Annotated in this window: 16 protein-coding genes; 13 read left to right on the forward strand and 3 right to left on the reverse strand. The window is 73.0% G+C overall.

Annotation, left to right across the window (positions count from 1 at the left end; all coding sequences use genetic code 11):
* Positions 1–37 precede the first annotated feature (37 nt).
* The 4 genes from OHA05_RS07880 to cobI are packed head-to-tail and all read left to right on the forward strand — an operon-like array spanning position 38 to position 4,846.
* Positions 38–2,077: a putative cobaltochelatase gene (locus tag OHA05_RS07880; RefSeq protein WP_328860145.1), complete on the forward strand. Its 2,040-nt coding sequence runs from the start codon at positions 38–40 to the stop codon at positions 2,075–2,077.
* Positions 2,077–2,676 (forward strand): cob(I)yrinic acid a,c-diamide adenosyltransferase, encoded by a 600-nt coding sequence (gene cobO / locus OHA05_RS07885; protein ID WP_327684918.1) that lies wholly within the window; start codon positions 2,077–2,079, stop codon positions 2,674–2,676. The genes OHA05_RS07880 and cobO overlap by 1 nt, the downstream gene beginning before the upstream one ends.
* A complete protein-coding gene (locus OHA05_RS07890) occupies positions 2,670–4,121 on the forward strand; it encodes a cobyrinate a,c-diamide synthase (RefSeq protein ID WP_328860146.1) in 1,452 nt (483 codons plus the stop codon). The genes cobO and OHA05_RS07890 overlap by 7 nt, the downstream gene beginning before the upstream one ends.
* Positions 4,118–4,846 (forward strand): precorrin-2 C(20)-methyltransferase, encoded by a 729-nt coding sequence (gene cobI, locus OHA05_RS07895; protein WP_313947094.1) that lies wholly within the window; start codon positions 4,118–4,120, stop codon positions 4,844–4,846. Before OHA05_RS07890 ends, cobI begins: the two co-directional genes overlap by 4 nt.
* A 29-nt stretch (positions 4,847–4,875) precedes the next feature.
* On the opposite strand, the gene OHA05_RS07900 is transcribed toward cobI, so the two are convergent.
* A complete protein-coding gene (locus OHA05_RS07900) occupies positions 4,876–5,601 on the reverse strand; it encodes a ZIP family metal transporter (RefSeq protein WP_313947093.1) in 726 nt (241 codons plus the stop codon).
* A gap of 91 nt (positions 5,602–5,692) precedes the next feature.
* On the opposite strand from OHA05_RS07900, the gene cobM reads away from it, so the two are divergent.
* From cobM to cobC, 6 genes are read left to right on the forward strand one after another with little or no spacing between them, the layout of a single operon-like run.
* A complete protein-coding gene (gene cobM, locus OHA05_RS07905) occupies positions 5,693–6,514 on the forward strand; it encodes a precorrin-4 C(11)-methyltransferase (protein ID WP_328860147.1) in 822 nt (273 codons plus the stop codon).
* Complete coding sequence (gene cbiE / locus OHA05_RS07910) at positions 6,511–7,767, forward strand: precorrin-6y C5,15-methyltransferase (decarboxylating) subunit CbiE (RefSeq protein WP_313947091.1); 1,257 nt, start codon at positions 6,511–6,513, stop codon at positions 7,765–7,767. The genes cobM and cbiE overlap by 4 nt, the downstream gene beginning before the upstream one ends.
* The gene (gene cobJ / locus OHA05_RS07915) at positions 7,764–9,455 is read left to right on the forward strand and encodes a precorrin-3B C(17)-methyltransferase (protein WP_328860148.1); all 1,692 of its coding nucleotides are present in this window, start codon (positions 7,764–7,766) and stop codon (positions 9,453–9,455) included. Before cbiE ends, cobJ begins: the two co-directional genes overlap by 4 nt.
* A gap of 52 nt (positions 9,456–9,507) precedes the next feature.
* Positions 9,508–10,092, forward strand: coding sequence for a precorrin-8X methylmutase (locus OHA05_RS07920; protein ID WP_328860149.1), 585 nt, complete (start codon positions 9,508–9,510; stop codon positions 10,090–10,092).
* Positions 10,089–11,006: a sirohydrochlorin chelatase gene (locus tag OHA05_RS07925; protein ID WP_313947088.1), complete on the forward strand. Its 918-nt coding sequence runs from the start codon at positions 10,089–10,091 to the stop codon at positions 11,004–11,006. The genes OHA05_RS07920 and OHA05_RS07925 overlap by 4 nt, the downstream gene beginning before the upstream one ends.
* Positions 10,990–12,048, forward strand: a complete 1,059-nt coding sequence (gene cobC / locus OHA05_RS07930) for an Rv2231c family pyridoxal phosphate-dependent protein CobC (protein WP_328860150.1) — start codon at positions 10,990–10,992, stop codon at positions 12,046–12,048. Before OHA05_RS07925 ends, cobC begins: the two co-directional genes overlap by 17 nt.
* A gap of 150 nt (positions 12,049–12,198) precedes the next feature.
* Here the strand turns inward: cobC and OHA05_RS07935 are convergent, their stop codons facing one another.
* Together OHA05_RS07935 and OHA05_RS07940 are read right to left on the reverse strand one after the other, a co-directional pair.
* Positions 12,199–13,137, reverse strand: a complete 939-nt coding sequence (locus tag OHA05_RS07935) for an SCO1860 family LAETG-anchored protein (RefSeq protein WP_313947086.1) — start codon at positions 13,135–13,137, stop codon at positions 12,199–12,201.
* Positions 13,138–13,488: 351 nt separating this feature from the next.
* Positions 13,489–14,574: an amidohydrolase family protein gene (locus OHA05_RS07940; protein ID WP_313947085.1), complete on the reverse strand. Its 1,086-nt coding sequence runs from the start codon at positions 14,572–14,574 to the stop codon at positions 13,489–13,491.
* Between the two features lie 74 nt (positions 14,575–14,648).
* Between OHA05_RS07940 and OHA05_RS07945 the strand changes: the two genes are divergently transcribed.
* The 3 genes from OHA05_RS07945 (at position 14,649) to ectB (ending at position 17,994) form a co-directional block, all read left to right on the forward strand.
* Positions 14,649–15,749, forward strand: a complete 1,101-nt coding sequence (locus tag OHA05_RS07945; RefSeq protein ID WP_328860151.1) for a pyridoxal-phosphate-dependent aminotransferase family protein — start codon at positions 14,649–14,651, stop codon at positions 15,747–15,749.
* Between the two features lie 414 nt (positions 15,750–16,163).
* Positions 16,164–16,700: a diaminobutyrate acetyltransferase gene (ectA, locus tag OHA05_RS07950; RefSeq protein WP_313947083.1), complete on the forward strand. Its 537-nt coding sequence runs from the start codon at positions 16,164–16,166 to the stop codon at positions 16,698–16,700.
* Positions 16,701–16,725: 25 nt separating this feature from the next.
* Positions 16,726–17,994, forward strand: a complete 1,269-nt coding sequence (ectB, locus tag OHA05_RS07955) for a diaminobutyrate--2-oxoglutarate transaminase (RefSeq protein ID WP_313947082.1) — start codon at positions 16,726–16,728, stop codon at positions 17,992–17,994.
* Positions 17,995–18,001 lie beyond the last annotated feature (7 nt).

Here is an 18,001-nt window from a genome sequence, read left to right on the forward strand (position 1 = left end):
CACCTCCGTCGAGGCCGAAGATCACCGAGGAGCTTGTATGAGTACCCCGTTCCCCTTCACCGCCGTGGTCGGGCAGGACGACCTGCGTCTGGCGCTGCTGCTCAACGCGGTGTCCCCGCAGGTCGGCGGCGTGCTGGTGCGGGGCGAGAAGGGCACCGCCAAGTCCACGGCGGTACGCGCCCTGTCCGCCCTGATGCCCGAGGTGGACGTCGTCTCCGGGTGCCGGTTCTCCTGCGATCCTGCGGCCCCCGACCCGGCGTGCCCGGACGGGCCGCACGAGGCGGGCGGCGCCGGATCCCGGCCGGCCAGGATGGTCGAACTGCCCGTCGGGGCGTCCGAGGACCGGCTCGTCGGCGCGCTCGACATCGAGCGGGCGCTTGCCGAGGGCGTGAAGGCCTTCGAGCCCGGCCTCCTCGCGGACGCGCATCGCGGCATTCTCTACGTCGACGAAGTCAACCTGCTGCACGACCACTTGGTCGATCTGCTGCTGGACGCGGCGGCGATGGGTGCCTCGTACGTCGAGCGCGAGGGCGTCTCGGTGCGGCACGCCGCGCGCTTCCTGCTCGTCGGGACCATGAACCCCGAAGAGGGCGAGCTGCGGCCGCAGTTGCTGGACCGCTTCGGGCTCACCGTCGAGGTCGCCGCGTCGCGCGAGCCGGACCAGCGTGTCGAGGTGGTGCGTCGGCGCCTGGCGTACGACGACGATCCGGCCGGCTTCGCGGCACGGTGGGCCGACGAGGAGACCTCGCTGCGCGCCCGGATCGTGGCCGCGCGGGCGCTCCTGCCCTCGGTCCGTCTCGGTGACGCGGCGCTGCGGCAGATCGCGGCCACCTGCGCGGCGTTCGAGGTGGACGGTATGCGCGCCGACATCGTGATGGCCCGCACGGCGACCGCGCTGGCCGCCTGGGCCGGGCGCACCGACGTCCTGGCGGAGGACGTACGGCAGGCCGCTCTGCTGGCACTCCCCCACCGGCGGCGGCGCAATCCGTTCGACGCGCCCGGTCTCGACGAGGACAAACTCGACGACACGCTCCAGGAGTTCGGCGGCGACGACGACCGGAGCGAGGGCGAGCGGGGCGAGGACGACGACCCCGATCCCGACCCGGACGGAGGGGGCGGTGGCCGGCCTCCGCAGGACGGGCCGGACGACGCGCCGTCGCCGGGGGACGCATCGTCGGAGGACTCACCCGCGCGCGAGGAGCAGGCCGAGGAGGGCCGGCCCCGGTCGTCGGGCGGCGGCGAGCAGCAGCCGGTCCACGCCGGGGAGCCGTTCCGTACCAAGGCGTTGAGCGTGCCCGGGATCGGCGAGGGCGCGGCGGGCCGCAGGTCGCGCGCCCGGACCGAGCACGGCCGGACGACCGGCGCCCGGCGGCCCCGTGGCGCCCTCACCAAGCTGCATCTGGCGGCGACGGTGCAGGCCGCGGCCCCGCACCAGCGGGCACGCGGGCGCAGCGGTCGCGGTCTGGTGGTCCGCCGCGACGATCTGCGGCAGGCGACCCGGGAGGGACGCGAGGGCAACCTCGTCCTGTTCGTGGTCGACGCCTCGGGGTCGATGGCGGCGCGGCAGCGGATGACCGCGGTCAAGGGCGCGGTGCTGTCGCTGCTGCTGGACGCCTACCAGCGGCGGGACAAGGTCGGTCTGGTCACCTTCCGCGGCAAGGACGCGGAGGTGGCCCTGCCGCCGACCTCGTCGGTGGACGCGGCCGCAGCCCGGCTCGATCTGCTGCCGACGGGCGGCCGGACGCCGCTGGCGGCCGGACTGCTCAAGGCGCAGCACGTGCTGCGGGTGGAGCGGCTGCGCGATCCCTCGCGCCGGCCGCTGCTGGTCGTGGTGACCGACGGCCGGGCCACGGGCGGGGTCGAGCCGGTGGCGCTCGCCTCGCGGGCCGCGCGGCTGCACGCGGCCGAGGGGACGGCGTCGATCGTCGTCGACTGCGAGTCGGGTCCCGTGCGGCTCGGGCTCGCACGCTCGCTCGCCGGGGACCTCGGCGGCACCGCCGTCACGCTCGACGAGCTGCGGGCCGACGCCATCGCCGGGCTCGTGAAGGACGTCCAGACCGCCAGGAGGGCCGCGTAATGCCGCAGGGACAGCCGTCCGTCGTACCGGACGACGGGCTCACCACCCGCCAGCGCCGCAACCGTCCCCTCGTCGTCGTCCACACGGGCATCGGCAAGGGCAAGTCGACGGCCGCGTTCGGGCTCGCGCTGCGTGCCTGGAACCAGGGGTGGCCCATCGGGGTGTTCCAGTTCGTCAAGTCGGCGAAGTGGAAGGTCGGCGAGGAGAACGCGCTGAAGGTGCTGGGGGCGTCCGGCGAGGGCGGCAGCGTGGACTGGCACAAGATGGGCGAGGGCTGGTCGTGGGTGCAGCGCGACAAACAGCTCAACAACGAGGAGGCGGCGCGCGAGGGCTGGGAGCAGGTCAAGCGCGACCTGGCGGCCGAGACGTACCGGCTGTACGTCCTCGACGAGTTCGCCTACCCGATGCACTGGGGCTGGGTGGACACCGACGAGGTGATCTCGGTGCTGCGGGACCGACCCGGTGGTCAGCATGTGGTGATCACCGGTCGCAACGCCCCCGCGGAACTGGTGGACTTCGCCGACCTGGTGACCGACATGTCGAAGGTGAAGCACCCGATGGACGCCGGCCAGAAGGGGCAGCGGGGCATCGAGTGGTAGCACGTCTCGTCGTCGCGGCCCCCTCGTCGGGCAGCGGCAAGACCACCGTCGCGACGGGCCTGATGGCGGCCCTCGCGGCGACGGGCCTCACGGTGTCCGGACACAAGGTGGGCCCCGACTACATCGACCCGGGCTATCACGCGCTCGCGACGGGCCGCCCGGGCCGCAATCTGGATGCCTATCTGTGCGGGCCGGAGCTGATGGCACCGCTGTTCGCGCACGGCGCGGCAGGGGCGGACGTCGCCGTCGTCGAGGGTGTGATGGGCCTGTACGACGGAGCCGCCGGCGCCGGCGAACTGGCGTCGACCGCGCAGATCGCCAAGCTGCTGCGGGCGCCGGTGGTGCTCGTGGTCGACGCCTCCTCGCAGTCGCGGTCGGTGGCCGCGCTGGTGCACGGGTTCGTGAGCTGGGACCCGGAGGTGCGGATCGGGGGCGTGATCCTCAACAAGGTCGGCTCGGACCGGCACGAGGCGCTGCTGCGGGAGGCCGTCGAGGAGGTCGGGGTGCCGGTGCTCGGCGTGCTGCGGCGGGCGGCTCCCGTGGAGACGCCGTCCCGGCATCTGGGGCTGGTGCCGGTGGCCGAACGGCGGGGGGACGCGGTCGCCGCGGTGGCCGCGATGGGTGAGCTGGTACGGCGCGGCTGCGACCTGGCCGCGCTGCTCGCGCTGGCACGCGGTGCGTCGGACCTCGGGGGTGAGCCGTGGACCGCGTCCGGCCTCCGGCCGTCTCCTCCATCGCCGGACGGGCTGGATGCACCGGGCCCGCGGACGATCGAGGCGCGGGGGTCCGGGAGCGGAGCCCACGGCGAAGGAAAGGGGCGGGACGGGGAACAGCCCCGGCGCAGGCGACCCGTCGTCGCCGTCGCGGGCGGCCCGGCCTTCACCTTCTCGTACACCGAGCACGCCGAACTCCTCACCGCCGCCGGCGCCGACGTCGTCGTCTTCGACCCGCTGCGGGACACACGGCTCCCCGACGGGACCGACGGGCTCGTCATCGGCGGCGGGTTCCCCGAGGTGTACGCGCCCGAGCTCAGCGCCAACGAGCCGCTGCGTCAGGCCGTCGGCGAACTGGCCCGCTCCGGTGCTCCCGTCGCCGCCGAATGCGCGGGGCTGCTGTATCTCGCGCGCTCCCTCGACGGGCAGAAGATGTGCGGTGTCCTGGACGCGGAAGCGCGGATGGGCGCGGCGCTGACCCTCGGATACCGCGACGCCGTCGCCGTGAGCGACAGCGCTCTGGCCGTCGCCGGGACACGGCTGCGCGGGCACGAGTTCCACCGCACCGTCGTCGAACCGGGCGCCGGGCCCGTCGCCGCCTGGGGGATGCACCGGCCGGAGCGGCGGCTCGAAGGATTCGTCCAGCAGGGCGTGCACGCGAGCTATCTGCACACGCACTGGGCCGCCGAGCCCGGGATCGCCCGTCGATTTGTCGAGAGGTGTACACGATGAGCAGGCTGATCGGGGTCGGAGTCGGGCCCGGTGACCCGGAGTTGGTGACCGTCAAGGGCGTGCGCGTCCTGCGGGAGGCCGATGTCGTCGTCGTGCCCGTCATGGAGACGGGCGAGCGGGGACGGGCCGAGGCGACCGTGCTGCACTACGTCGACGCCGCCAAGGTCGTACGTATCGTCTTCGCGCTCAACGAGCGCACAGACCGGGCCCGGCGCGAGGCCGCGTGGGACGCGGCCGGCGCGCACGTCGCCGAACTGCTGCGGGACGGCGGCAGCGTGGCGTTCGCGACCATCGGTGACCCCAACGTGTACTCGACGTTCACCTATCTCGCGCACACCATCGGCGAACTCGTCCCCGGTACGGCCGTGGAGACCGTGCCCGGCATCACCGCGATGCAGGATCTGGCGGCCCGCAGCGGAGCGGTGCTGACCGAGGGCACGGAGCCGCTGACCCTGGTGCCGGTCACCGCGGGCGCCGCCGTGCTCAAGGACGCGCTGGACGGGCCGGGGACGGTCGTGGCGTACAAGTTCGGGCGGCTCGCCGCGGAGGTGGCGACCGCGCTGCGGGAGACGGGCCGGACCGAGGGAGCGGTGTGGGGGTCGGCGCTCGGGCTGCCGGAGGAGTCGATCCGGCAGGCGTCCGAGCTGACGGAGGGGCCGCTGCCGTATCTGTCGACGCTCATCGCTCCCGCACCGCGGGACGGCGCCCGGGGCGGCAAGTTGTGACCCCGCATCCGACGCGTACGCGCACCTGTTCACTCGGCGATGCCGACCACCAGCCAGATGAAGCCGACCCCCGCGGCCGTGCACAGCAGGGTCGACCTGGCCGGGTGGGTGTGGTGTGCCTCGGGGAGGATCTCGGCGGCGGCGAGGTAGAGCAGGGCGCCGCCGAAGAACCCGAGATAGCTGCCGAGAAGTTCCACCGGAAGGGTGAACAGCAGGGTCGACGCCGCGCCGACGACGGGCGCGAGCGCTCCGGCGAAGAGCATCGCCACCGCCTTGGCCCGGGTGTTCCCGTACAGGCTGGTGATCGTGTACGTGTTGAAGCCGTCCGCGAAGTCGTGGGCGATGACGGCGAGCGCCACCGTGGTGCCCATCGCCCCACCGACCTGGAACGCCGCGCCGATCGCGACACCGTCGAGCAGACTGTGGCCCACCAGCGCCGCCGCGGCCGTCAGCCCCACCTGCGGCACCTTCTCCCGCTCGTCCGCCCCGTGCGCCGCCTGCCGGCTCGCCAGCAGACGCTCCACCAGGTGGGCCGTGAGGAAGCCGCCGACGAACAGCAGCAGCGCCTGCGGTACGCCGAACACCTCGTGCCCCGCCGCCTCCAGGGCCTCCGGCAGCAGGTCAAGGCCGACCACGCCGAGCATCAGCCCTCCGGCGAGGCCCAGCACGAGGTGGCGGCGGTCGGTGACGCGTTGCGCCGTCCAGCCGCCGAACAGCGTCATCAGGAACGCGCCGAGCGCGACGAACACCGCCATGCGCCCTTGCTAGCGGATTGACCGCCTTCTTCGCACATCCCGGATTGCGATCCGTCGCAATCACCCGATTGACCCGAGAGGACCCCCGCTCATGGCCGATGCCGCCCTCCACGGCAAGGTGACCTTCGTCGGCGCCGGCCCCGGTGCCGCCGATCTGCTGACGTTCCGCGCCGCGCGTGCCATCGCCGACGCCGACATCGTGATCTGGGCGGCGAGCCTCGTGCAGGCCGAAGTGCTCGACCACGCACGCGAGGGCGCCGAGATCCTCGACTCCGCTGCGCTGTCCCTGGAGGACGTCGTGGCGGTCTACCGGCGGGCGCACGACGAGGACCTGAAGGTCGCCCGTATCCACTCCGGCGACCCCGCCCTGTGGGGCGGCACCCAGGAGCAGCTCGACCGCTGTGTGGAGCTGGGCATCGAGGTGGAGATCGTGCCGGGCGTCTCCTCGTTCTCGGCGGTCGCCGCGATCGTGCAGCGCGAGCTGACGATCCCGGAGGTCGCGCAGTCGGTGATCCTGACGCGGCTCGGGGGCGGGAAGACGCCGATGCCGGAGGGCGAGGAGGTACGGGAGTTCGCCCGGCACGGCACGACAATGGCGCTGTTCCTGTCCGCGGCCCGCTCGGGCCAGTTGACGCAGGAGCTCCTCGAAGGCGGCTACCCGACGAGTACGCCGGTGGTGATCGCGTACCAGGCGACCTGGCCCGAGGAGCTGATCCTGCGCTGCACCCTCGGCACGCTGGAGGAGACGGTCAAGGAGCACAAGCTCTGGAAGCACACGCTGTTCCTGGTCGGCCCGGCGCTCTCCGCCTCGGGGACCCGCTCGCATCTGTACCACCCGGGCCACTTCCACGGATTCCGCAAGGCCGACCCCGCCGCCCGCAAGGCGCTGCGCGCACAGGGCGCCACCCCGTGATCACGGTCATCGGCACCGGGACCGGCGCGCCGCCCTCCGTCCGGGACGCCGAGGCGCTCGACGCGGCGACCCTGGTGGTCGGCGCACGGCGGCATCTGACGGCGGCCCGGGTGCCGGCCGCCGCCGAGCAGGTGGCGATGGGGCCGCTCGGGCCGGCGCTCGACGCGATCGAGAAGGCCCGGGCGGACGGTGCGGCGCGCGTCGTGGTGCTCGCCTCCGGCGATCCGGGGTTCTTCGGGATCGTCCGGGTGCTGGCCGAACGCTTCGGCGCGGACGCCCTGGACGTGCGGCCCGGGGCCGCGTCGGTGGCGGTCGCGTTCGCCCGGGCCGGGCTGCCGTGGGACGACGCGGTCGTCGTCAGCGCGCACGGCCGTGATCTGCGGACCGCGGTCAACGTGTGCCGTGCGCACCCCAAGACGGCGGTGCTGACCGGGCCGGGAGCCGGGCCGGCGGAGCTGGGCGCCGAGTTGGCGTACCGGTCCGCCGACCGTGTGCTCGTGGTGGCGTCGGCGCTCGGCGACCCGGAGCACGAGCGTGTCGAGCGGCTCACTCCGGCGCAGGCCGCGGAGCGCGAGTGGGACGCGGTGAGCGTGGTGCTGTGCCTGGACGAGTCCCGGTCGGTCGCCGCCGGTCAGCGGACGATCGCCGGGCGGCACCTCGGGCCGTCCCGATGGGCGCTGGACGAGAGCGCGTTCGCACACCGCGACTCGATGATCACCAAGTTCGAGGTGCGGGCCCTCGCGCTGGCCCGGCTCGGGCCGCGTATCGGCGATCTCGTCTGGGACATCGGCGCCGGCTCGGGCTCGGTGGCCGTGGAGTGCGCCCGGTTCGGCGCGGCGGTGGTCGCGGTGGAGAAGACCGCGGACGGGGTCGGACGGATCCGGGCCAACGCGTTCTCGCACGGCGTGGACGTCCGCGCGGTGCACGGGTCGGCGCCCACCGTGCTCTCCCAACTACCGGACCCGGACGCGGTGTTCATCGGCGGTGGCGGCGCCGACCTGCCCGCCGTCGTCGCGGCCTCGGCCCGGCGGGCCCGGCGCACCGTGGTGGTCGCGCTGGCGGCGCTGGACCGGGTGCCCGCGGTGCGCGGCGCCCTGACCGCGGCGGGTTTCACCGCGGACGGTGTTCTGCTGAACTCGGCACGGCTGGCGCCGCTGCCGGGTGACGTGACGCGGCTGGCGGCCGCGAATCCGGTCTTCCTGCTGTGGGGCGACCGCCCCGTACAAGCGCCTACCGAAGGAGCAGTTCAGTGATCGGCCTGATCTCCGCGACGGCGGCGGGCGCCGTCGCCCGCGACCGGCTCGCCGCCGCCTGGCCCGGCCGCACCCGGGTGTACGAAGGCCCGGTGCGCGACGCCGTGGAGCGCGCGTTCGCGGAGTGCGGGCAGCTGGTGTGCTTCCTCGCGACGGGCGCGGTGGTCCGGCTGGTCGCCCCGCTGCTCGCGGGCAAGGCGGCGGACCCGGGTGTGGTGTGCGTCGACGAGGGGCAGCGGTACGCGGTGTCGCTGCTGGGCGGGCACGGCGGCGGCGCCAACCTCCTTGCGGAGCAGGTGGCGGACGTCCTCGGCTGCGAGCCGGTGGTGACGACCGCGACGGACGCGACGGGGGTGCCGGGCCTCGACACGCTCGGCTGGCCCGTCGAGGGCGCGGTGGCGTCCGTGACCCGGGCGGTGCTGGACGGCGATCCGGTGGAACTGCGGGCGGACGTGGTGTGGCCGCTGCCGCCGCTGCCCGCGCATGTGGGGCCCGCCGGCGACGGCAGCGCGGTACTGCATGTCACGGACCGGGTCATCGACATCGGCGCCGGCGACGCGGTCCTGCGGCCGCCGTCGCTGACCGTCGGGGTCGGCGCGTCCTCCGGGGCGCCCGCGGAGGAGATCATCGGTTTGATCGAGGAGACGCTGCGCGATGTCGGCCTGTCCGCGCTGAGCATCGGCGAACTGGCGACGGTGGACGCGAAGGCGTCGGAGCCGGGCATCGTGGCGGCCGCCGGGCACTTCGGCGTACCACTGGTGACCCACGCGGCCGAACGCCTCGCCGACATCGACGTGCCGAACCCTTCCGAGGCGCCGCTCGCCGCGGTGGGCACGCCGTCGGTGGCGGAGGCCTCGGCGCTCGCGGGCGGCGGCCAACTCCTGGTGCCCAAGCGGAAGTCGAGCCCGAAGGAGCGGGCCGCTATGGCGACCTGCGCGGTGGTCCGCAGGCGGCCGCGCGGCCGCCTCGCCGTCGTCGGGCTCGGCCCCGGCGCCCGCGATCTGCTCACCCCGCGGGCGGCCGCCGAACTGCGGCGCGCCTCCGTGCTCGTCGGTCTCGACCAGTACGTCGACCAGATCCGCGACCTGCTCCGGCCCGGCACCCGCATCCTCGCATCGGGGCTGGGCGCGGAGGAGGAACGGGCGCGCACCGCCGTCGCCGAGGCGTGCGCCGGTCATGCGGTCGCGCTGATCGGCAGCGGCGACGCGGGGGTGTACGCGATGGCCTCCCCCGCGCTCGCCGAGGCGTCGGACGACATCGACGTCGTCGGGGTGCCCGGTGTGACGGCGGCGCTGGCCGCGGCCTCCATCCTGGGCGCGCCGCTGGGCCACGACCATGTGTCGATCAGCCTCTCGGACCTGCACACCCCGTGGGAGGTCATCGAGCGGCGTGTGCGCGCGGCCGCCGAGGCGGACATCATCGTGACCTTCTACAACCCGCGCAGCCGCGGCCGGGACTGGCAGTTGCCGAAGGCACTGGCCATCCTCGCCGAGCACCGGGCGCCGGACACCCCGGTCGGCGTCGTGCGCAACGCGTCCCGGCCGGACGAATCCAGCCGCATGACGACCCTCGCCGGAGTGGATCCGGCGACGGTGGACATGATGACGGTCGTGACGGTCGGCAACACGGCCACCCGGGACATCGCGGGCCGCATGGTGACCCCCCGTGGCTACCGGTGGCAGTCATGACCCGGCGCACCACCCCTTCCCCACGTCCCACGCCGCATCCCGGAGCCGCCCTGTGAACCGCGTCGTTCACCCCATCGAGCAGGAGTCGTTCCGGCGGCTGCGGGCGCGTCTGGACACGAGTGTCTTCCCGCCGCTGACCCGTGCCGTCGTGGAGCGTGTCGTGCACTCGGCCGCCGATCTGGACTACGCGGCCGATCTCGTCTGCGAGGAAGCCTCGTTGACGGCGGCGCACGCCGCCCTGCACGCGGGCGCCCCCGTCGTCACCGATGTGGAGATGGTCGCCGCCGGGATCACCCGCCGCGAGACCGTCTGCCGGCTGAGGGACGCCACCGCCGGTCCCGGGCTCACCCGATCCGCCCACGCCGTACGTCTCGCGTACGAGCAGGTCGGCCCGGGCGCCGTCTGGGTCGTCGGGTGCGCTCCCACCGCACTGGAAGAGCTGCTGGTGCTCGGCGCCGAGCCGGCGCTCGTCATCGGTCTGCCCGTCGGCTTCGTCGGGGCCGTCGAATCCAAGGCCGCGCTGCGCGAGAGCGGGCTGCCGGCCGTGAGCAATGTGTCCGAGAAAGGCGGCAGCGCCGTCGCCGCGGCGGCGCTGAACGCCCTGCTGTACCACCCCCACACCGAGGAGAACGCGTGACCACCCCGCCCGCACTGCTGATCGCCGGCCACGGCACCCGTGACGAAGCGGGGGCCGAGGCATTCCGGGACTTCGTACGGGAGCTGGGCCGCCGGCACCCCGAACTCCCCGTCGCCGGCGGCTTCATCGAGCTGTCCCCGCCGCCGCTCGGCGAAGCCGTCACCGAACTGGTGGAGCGGGGCGTGAAACGCTTCGCGGCGGTGCCGCTCATGCTGGTGTCGGCCGGGCACGCCAAGGGCGACATCCCGGCCGCACTGTCCCGCGAGAAGGAGCGGCACCCCGGCATCTCGTACACCTACGGCCGCCCGCTCGGCCCGCACCCCTCGCTGCTGCGGGTGCTGGAGCGGCGGCTCGACGAGGCGCTCGGCGGGGCCTCCCGCACCCCGGGCGACCGCGCCGATGTCACCGTCCTGCTGGTGGGCCGGGGTTCGACCGACCCGGACGCCAACGCCGAGGTGCTGAAGGCGGCGCGACTGCTGTGGGAGGGCCGCGGCTACGCCGGCGTGGAGACGGCCTTCGTCTCGCTCGCCGCGCCCGACGTGCCGAGCGGGCTCGACCGCTGTGTCCTGCTGGGCGCGCGCCGCATCGTCGTGCTGCCGTACTTCCTGTTCACCGGCATCCTGCCGGAGCGGGTGCGCGCGCAGACGCAGGGCTGGGCGGAGGCGCACCCGGAGGTGGAGGTGTTCTCGGCCGATGTCGTGGGCCCCACCGAGGAGTTGCTCGACCTGGTGATGGAGCGCTACCGCGAGGCGGTCGCCGGCGACATCCGGATGAACTGCGACACCTGCGTGTACCGCATCGCGCTGCCGGGGTTCGAGGACAAGGTGGGGATGCCGCAGCAGCCGCACTTCCATCCGGACGACGACGGACATCACCACGGCCATCACCACAGCAGCCATGCACACGCACACTGACGGACACGATCTGCGTCATCACGGTGACGCGGAGGTGCGGGACGCGGCGTCGGGTCTGACCGATCTCGCGGTCAATGTGCGGACGGGCACTCCGCCGCCGTGGCTGCGCGAGCGCATAGCCGGCTCGCTGACGGGCCTCGCGGCCTATCCGGACGGCCGCGCGGCCCGCGCCGCCGTGGCCGCCCGGCACGGTCTCCCGGTGGAGCGGGTGCTGCTGACGGCGGGCGCGGCCGAGGCGTTCGTGCTGCTGGCCCGTGCCCTGACGCTGCGTCATCCGCTGGTGGTGCACCCGCAGTTCACCGAGCCGGAGGCGGCGCTGCGGGACGCGGGCCACCGGGTGGCGCGGCTGCTGCTGCGCGAGGAGGACGGCTTCCGGCTCGATCCCGCCGCGGTGCCGGACGCGGCGGATTTGGTGATGGTCGGCAATCCGACCAATCCCACGTCCGTCCTCCACCCGGCCGCCGCCATCGAGCGGCTGGCACGTCCGGGCCGGCTGCTGGTGGTGGACGAGGCGTTCATGGACGCCGTGCCGGACGAGGCCGAGAGCCTGGCGGACCGTACGGACGTCCCCGGGCTGGTCGTGCTGCGCAGCCTCACCAAGACCTGGGGGCTGGCGGGCCTGCGGATCGGCTATGTGCTGGCCGAGCCGGAGACGATCGCGGCGCTGGAGCGGGCACAGCCGCTGTGGCCGGTGTCGACACCGGCCCTGGCCGCGGCGGAGGCCTGCATGGACGCGGCGGCGCTGAAGGAGGCCACGCGGGCGGCCGCGCTGATCGCCGTGGAGCGTGCCCATCTGCTGGCGGGCTTGGCGGAGTTCGACGAGGTACGGGTGGTGGAGGCGGCCGAGGCCCCCTTCGTCCTCGTCCATGTGCGTCGCGGCGCCGAGGTCCGCGAGCAGCTGCGCAGGCTGGGCTTCGCGGCCCGGCGGGGCGACACGTTCCCCGGGCTCGGGCCGGGCTGGCTGCGGCTCGCGGTGCGGGACCGGACGACGACCAACCGTTTTCTCCAGGCGCTGGACCAGGCGTTGACGATGGTCGGGTAGGGGCGGCGGCCGGGCAGGGGCCCGGGGTCCCCCCGGGCCCCGAACCCCTGCTCCCCACCCCCGGGCCCGCACGCGCCATCCCCGGGCCCGCGCTCCCCCCTCGCCCGCCCCTCGCCCGCCCCCCCGGCTTGCCGGCGCGGGCCGCTCCGGTCAGCCGCGCGCGCGGCTGCGGGCGACGACGACCGCGGCGCCGCCGAGCGCCAGCAGGACCGCCGAACCTCCCGCGAGGTAGATCGTGGTGGCGCTGCCGCCGGTCTCGGCGAGGTTCTCCTTCGGGGCCTGCGTGGGCTCACCGCCGGACTGTGCCTGGACGCCGGTGGTCGGTTCCTCCGTCGGCGCCTTCGGCGGCTCCTGCTTCTCCGGCTCGCGGGCGGTGGGCGTTTCGCAGGTCGCCTCGGCAAGGGTGACGGAACCGTTCACCTCCGCGACGTTCAGCTTGAGAGGGTTCACCGCGACCTCGAGTTCGAGCGCGGTGGCCGCCGCCGTACGGGACGTGATGCGGGTCGAGGAGAGCTCGAGCGTCACCTCGCCGACCCCTGGCACCTCGATGCGCGTCGGACCGCCCGTCGTGAGGGTCACCTTCTTGCCGAGCACCCGCACATGCCCGAGAAGGTTCGACTCGGCCACCGGCTTGCGGCCCGCTTCGCACACCGCCTTCGAGGTGACCTGCTGGATCTCGATGAGGGACAGCAGCGGCAGGCCGGGGACATGCACCTTGGCACGCGCGAGGGAGGCGTACCCCTCGGCCTTCTTACGGTCGGCGGTGGCCTTCGCGGTGGCGACGTCCGCGCGCAGCACCTGGAAGGGCCTGCCGCCGTCGACCCCGTCCAACTCGACGGTGAGCGCGGTCTTGTCGGCACCGGCCGGGGCCTGCACCTCGTTGAGCGAGGCGCGGAGCGGGACGTTGACGGTCTTGTTGAGCAGGGACACGTCGAGCCCGGTACGGAGCACGACCGCACTCGCCCGTCCCCCGCCGCCGCCGGTGGCGTGCGCCGGACCGGCCAGGGCGACCGGCACCGCCATCAGGGCGACCGCGGCCGTGGCGGCTGCGCAGCGGCGTGCGGGCATGCGGAAGGCGTTGCTGTTCACGGTGGTGGAACCCCCACAGGAGACACGGCGTCGTCCGCCGCCCACGGGGACACGTGGGCGGCGGCGACCGAGACACCGGAATCTTTACGCACGGAGAGTGAACTGACAGACACCTGGCGTCAGTTCACCCCAAAGGGGGGTTTCCGCGACTGCATTCGATTCTTGATGCACGCACGTTCCCCGAAACCCGGCAGACACAGCGATGAGGGAGGTGCGCCGGTCTCACCGGGGGTCGCGCACGGAAGTGCTTCAACGAACGGACGGAGCGCCGGGTCACGCTCGGTCAACACGGTGACGCGGGCGCGGTCGGCCGGCGACGAGGCCACGGCCGGCACGTGACGCGGGGTGCCGTCAGCCGACGACCTGACCGTTCAGGACCACCCGCCGCGGTGCCGCCAGCGCCCGCACGTCCGCCCGCGGATCCGTGTCGTACACGACGAGGTCCGCCGGAGCGCCCTCCTGAAGGGCCGGCCGGCCCAGCCACTCGCGTGCACCCCACGCGGTCGCCGACAGGGCCTCCACGGGCGGGATACCGGCCCGTACGAGCTCGGCCACCTCCGCCGCCACCAGACCATGGGCCAGCGAACCGCCCGCGTCCGTACCGACGAAGACCGGGACGCCCGCGTCGTAGGCCGCGCGCACGGTGTCGTAACGGCGCTCGTACAGCCGCCGCATATGGGCCGACCAGACGGGGAACTTGGACTCGCCGCCGTCAGCGAGCGCCGGGAAGGTGGCGATGTTGACGAGGGTCGGCACGATGGCGACCCCGCGCTCCGCGAACAGCGGGATGGTGTCCTCGGTGAGTCCGGTCGCGTGCTCGATGCAGTCGATGCCTGCCTCGACCAGGTCACGCAGCGCGTCCTCGGCGAAGCAGTGCGCGGTGACCCGCGCGCCCAGCCGGTGCGCTTCGGCGATGGCGGCCTCGACGGCGCCGCGCGGCCAGCAGGCGGTCAGATCGCCCGCCTCCCGGTCGATCCAGTCGCCGACGAGCTTGACCCAGCCGTCACTGCGCCGGGCCTCCGCGCCGACGTACGCCACGAGGTCCTCGGGCTCGATCTCATGGGCGAAGTTGCGGATGTAGCGACGGGTACGGGCGATGTGCCGGCCCGCCCTGATGATCTTCGGCAGATCGTCGCGGTCGTCGATCCAGCGGGTGTCGGAGGGGGATCCGGCGTCCCGGATGAGCAGCGTGCCGGCCTCGCGGTCGGTGAGCGCCTGCTTCTCGCTGGTCGCCTCGTCCACCGCGCCGTGGTGGTCCAGCCCGACGTGGCAGTGCGCGTCGACGAGGCCCGGGAGCACCCATCCCTCGACCGTCGTCGTCTCCCCGGACGGCCGGTCGTAGCTGACGCGTCCATCGACGACCCACAGCTCGTCGCGGACGTCCTCCGGGCCGACGAGCACCCGCCCCTTCACATGCAGCGTCACGTGATCCCTCATGCCCAGCACTGTACGAGGGCGTGAGTAGGCTCGGCCGGGAGGACCCAGAACACCGCGACGAAGAAGGCACCACCGTGACACACCCGCTGCTGGACCTGGCCCCGCTCACCGCCGCGCAGTTCGCCGGCATCGAACGGAGGGTCGCCGCGCTGCTCGGCACCGAGCAGGATGTGGTGATCATGCAGGGCGAGGCCCTGCTCCCGCTGGAGGGGTGCATCCGCGGCGCCGCACGGCCGGGTTCCACCGCACTGAACGTGGTGACCGGGCCGTACGGACAGACCTTCGGGAACTGGCTCCGGGACTGCGGCGCGAACGTTGTCGACCTCGAGATCCCCTTCCACACGGCGGTCACCGCGGATCAGGTAGAGCAGGCGCTGGCCGCGCACCCGGAGATCGACTTCGTCTCGCTGGTGCACGCGGAGGCGGCCACGGGCAACACCAACCCCGTCGCCCCGATCGGTGAGGTCGTCCGCGCTCACGGTGCGCTCTTCATGCTCGACGCGGTGGCGTCGGTGGCGGCCGAGCCGCTGCTGCCGGACGCCTGGGGCGTGGATCTGTGCGTGATCGGCGCCCAGAAGGCCATGGGCGGCCCCGCCGGGGTCTCGGCGGTGTCGGTGAGCGAGCGCGCCTGGGAGCGGATTTCGGCCAATCCCGCGGCGCCGAGGCGCTCGTACCTCTCGCTGCTGGACTGGAAGGAGCGGTGGATCGACGGCGGCCGCACCGCACTGCTGCACGCTCCCGCGCAACTGGAGATGCTGGCACTGGAGGCCTGTGTGGAGCGCATCGAGACGGAGGGTCTCGACGCGGTGACAGCCCGCCACGCCTCGGCCGCTGCGGCCACGCGCGCGGGTGTCACCGCTCTCGGCGGCGGCCTCGAACCGTATGTGCACGAGGCGAGGGACGCCGCCCCGGTGGCGACGACGCTGCGCACCCCGCCCGGCGTGGACGCATCGGAGCTGGTGGCCCGGGCGCTGGCCGCCGACCCCTCCCTGCCGCTCATCGCCGGTGGCGGTGCGCTGTCCAAGGAGATGATCCGGGTGAACCACTACGGCGTGGACGCCACGCGCGGCGCTGCGCAGTCCTCCCTCGCGGCACTGGGTGCCGCGCTCGCGGAGACGGGCGTGCGGGTGGACCTGGAGGCCGCTCGCCGCGCGGTCACCGAGGCCTGGCGCTGAGGCATCGGGGCCCGGCGCCGGGATCTCGTCCCGGGGGCCGGGCCTGCGTTTCCGGGAATTCTTCCGGAGAGTGAACGGCATTTCTCGCTGCGTCGAAGTCCGCGCTATTAAACCAATTCCATGAATTTGTTTACCGGTAGCAGCTTCCCGGCTTCTTCTGCCCCCGTTCCGCGACCCTAAACGTCAGAGATCCATCAAGAATCCGACGGGTGATTCGAGCAGATCTCGGAGTCGTTACGGACGTGTGACCGACCCCACAGGGCGCCCGATTGGCCGCTTATTTTCGGGGCAAACCCGACCATAGCGCCTCCTCGGGACCTTAAGACTCACGCACGCGCGATAACACACGAGGACGCTCCAGCCAACCCCTCCCCGCAATGCATTTTTTGAATTTGCTCGGTAAATTGCATCGACATGACCGCCGCACAAGAAGACCTTGTACGAGCCACTTCCCCGAGCGAATTCACGGAGATCGACACCCCACGAGTGGAGGACGGAGCCGCGATCTGGCGCATTGCCCGCGACTCCGAGGTCCTGGACCTCAACTCCTCGTACAGCTACCTGCTGTGGTGTCGCGACTTCGCGGCCACATCCCTGGTGGCGCGTGACGCGGGCGGCGAGCCGATCGCCTTCGTCACCGGCTACGCACGCCCCGACCGCCCCGAGACCCTGGTCGTCTGGCAGGTTGCCGTCGACCGGGAGCACCAGGGGCAGGGACTCGCCGGTGTGCTGCTGGACGCGCTGACCGTCAAGGTCACCGGCGATCGCGGCGTGACGCAGATGGAGACGACCATCACGCCGGACAACACGGCGTCCGACCGGTTGTTCACCTCGTACGCCAAGCGCCACGGCGCACAGCTCGAACGCGAAGTCCTCTTCGACGGCGATCTGTTCCCCGAGGGAACCCATCTGCCGGAAGTTCTGTACCGCATCGGCCCCATCTCCGCCTGATCCCCCCACACTTCTGGAGACTGCTGTGACCATCACCCCGCCCGCCCTGAGTGTCTTCGAGACCCTGGAGTCGGAGGTGCGCAGCTACTGCCGCGGTTGGCCCGCAGTGTTCGACCGTGCGCAGGGCAGCTACCTCCACGACGAGGACGGCCACACCTACCTGGACTTCTTCGCCGGAGCAGGCTCGCTCAACTACGGACACAACAACCCGGTGCTGAAACGCGCGCTGATCGACTACATCGAGCGTGACGGCATCACCCACGGCCTGGACATGGCGACGGTGGCCAAACGAGCGTTCCTGGAGTCGTTCCAGAACGTGATCCTGCGGCCGCGCGATCTGCCGTACAAGGTCATGTTCCCCGGCCCGACCGGCACCAACGCGGTCGAGGCGGCCCTGAAGCTGGCCCGCAAGGTCAAGGGCCGCGAGTCGGTCGTCTCGTTCACCAACGCCTTCCACGGCATGTCGCTCGGCTCCCTGGCCGTCACCGGCAACGCCTTCAAGCGGGCCGGCGCCGGCATACCGCTGGTGCACGGCACGCCCATGCCGTTCGACAACTACTTCGACGGCCAGGTCCCCGACTTCCTGTGGTTCGAGCGACTGCTGGAGGACCAGGGCTCCGGTCTCAACAAGCCGGCCGCCGTGATCGTCGAGACCGTGCAGGGCGAGGGCGGCATCAACGTCGCCCGCGCCGAGTGGCTGCGTGCGCTCCAGGACCTGTGCCACCGCCAGGACATGCTGCTGATCGTCGACGACATCCAGATGGGCTGCGGCCGCACCGGCGGCTTCTTCTCCTTCGAGGAGGCCGGCATCACGCCGGACATCGTGACGCTGTCGAAGTCGATCAGCGGCTACGGACTGCCCATGTCGCTCTGCCTGTTCAAGCCGGAGCTGGACGTCTGGGAGCCCGGCGAGCACAACGGCACCTTCCGCGGCAACAACCCCGCGTTCGTCACCGCCGCCGCCGCGCTCGACACCTACTGGGCCGACGGCCAGATGGAGAAGCAGACCCTCGCCCGTGGCGAGCAGGTCGAGCAGGCGCTGCTGGCCATCGTCGCCGAGAGCGGCGACACCGGGCTCAGCTTCCGCGGACGCGGACTGGTCTGGGGCCTGGAGTTCACCGACAAGCCGCGCGCATCGGCCGTCTGCGCCCGCGCGTTCGAGCTGGGGCTGCTGCTGGAGACCTCCGGCCCGGAGAGCGAGGTGGTGAAGCTGCTTCCCGCGCTCACCATCACGCCCGACGAGCTCGACGAGGGCCTGCGCATCCTGGCCCGCGCGGTCCGCGAGACCGCCTGACACCCGT

The sequence above is a fragment of the Streptomyces sp. NBC_00306 genome, assembly GCF_036169555.1.
GTDB lineage: Bacteria > Actinomycetota > Actinomycetes > Streptomycetales > Streptomycetaceae > Streptomyces > Streptomyces achmelvichensis.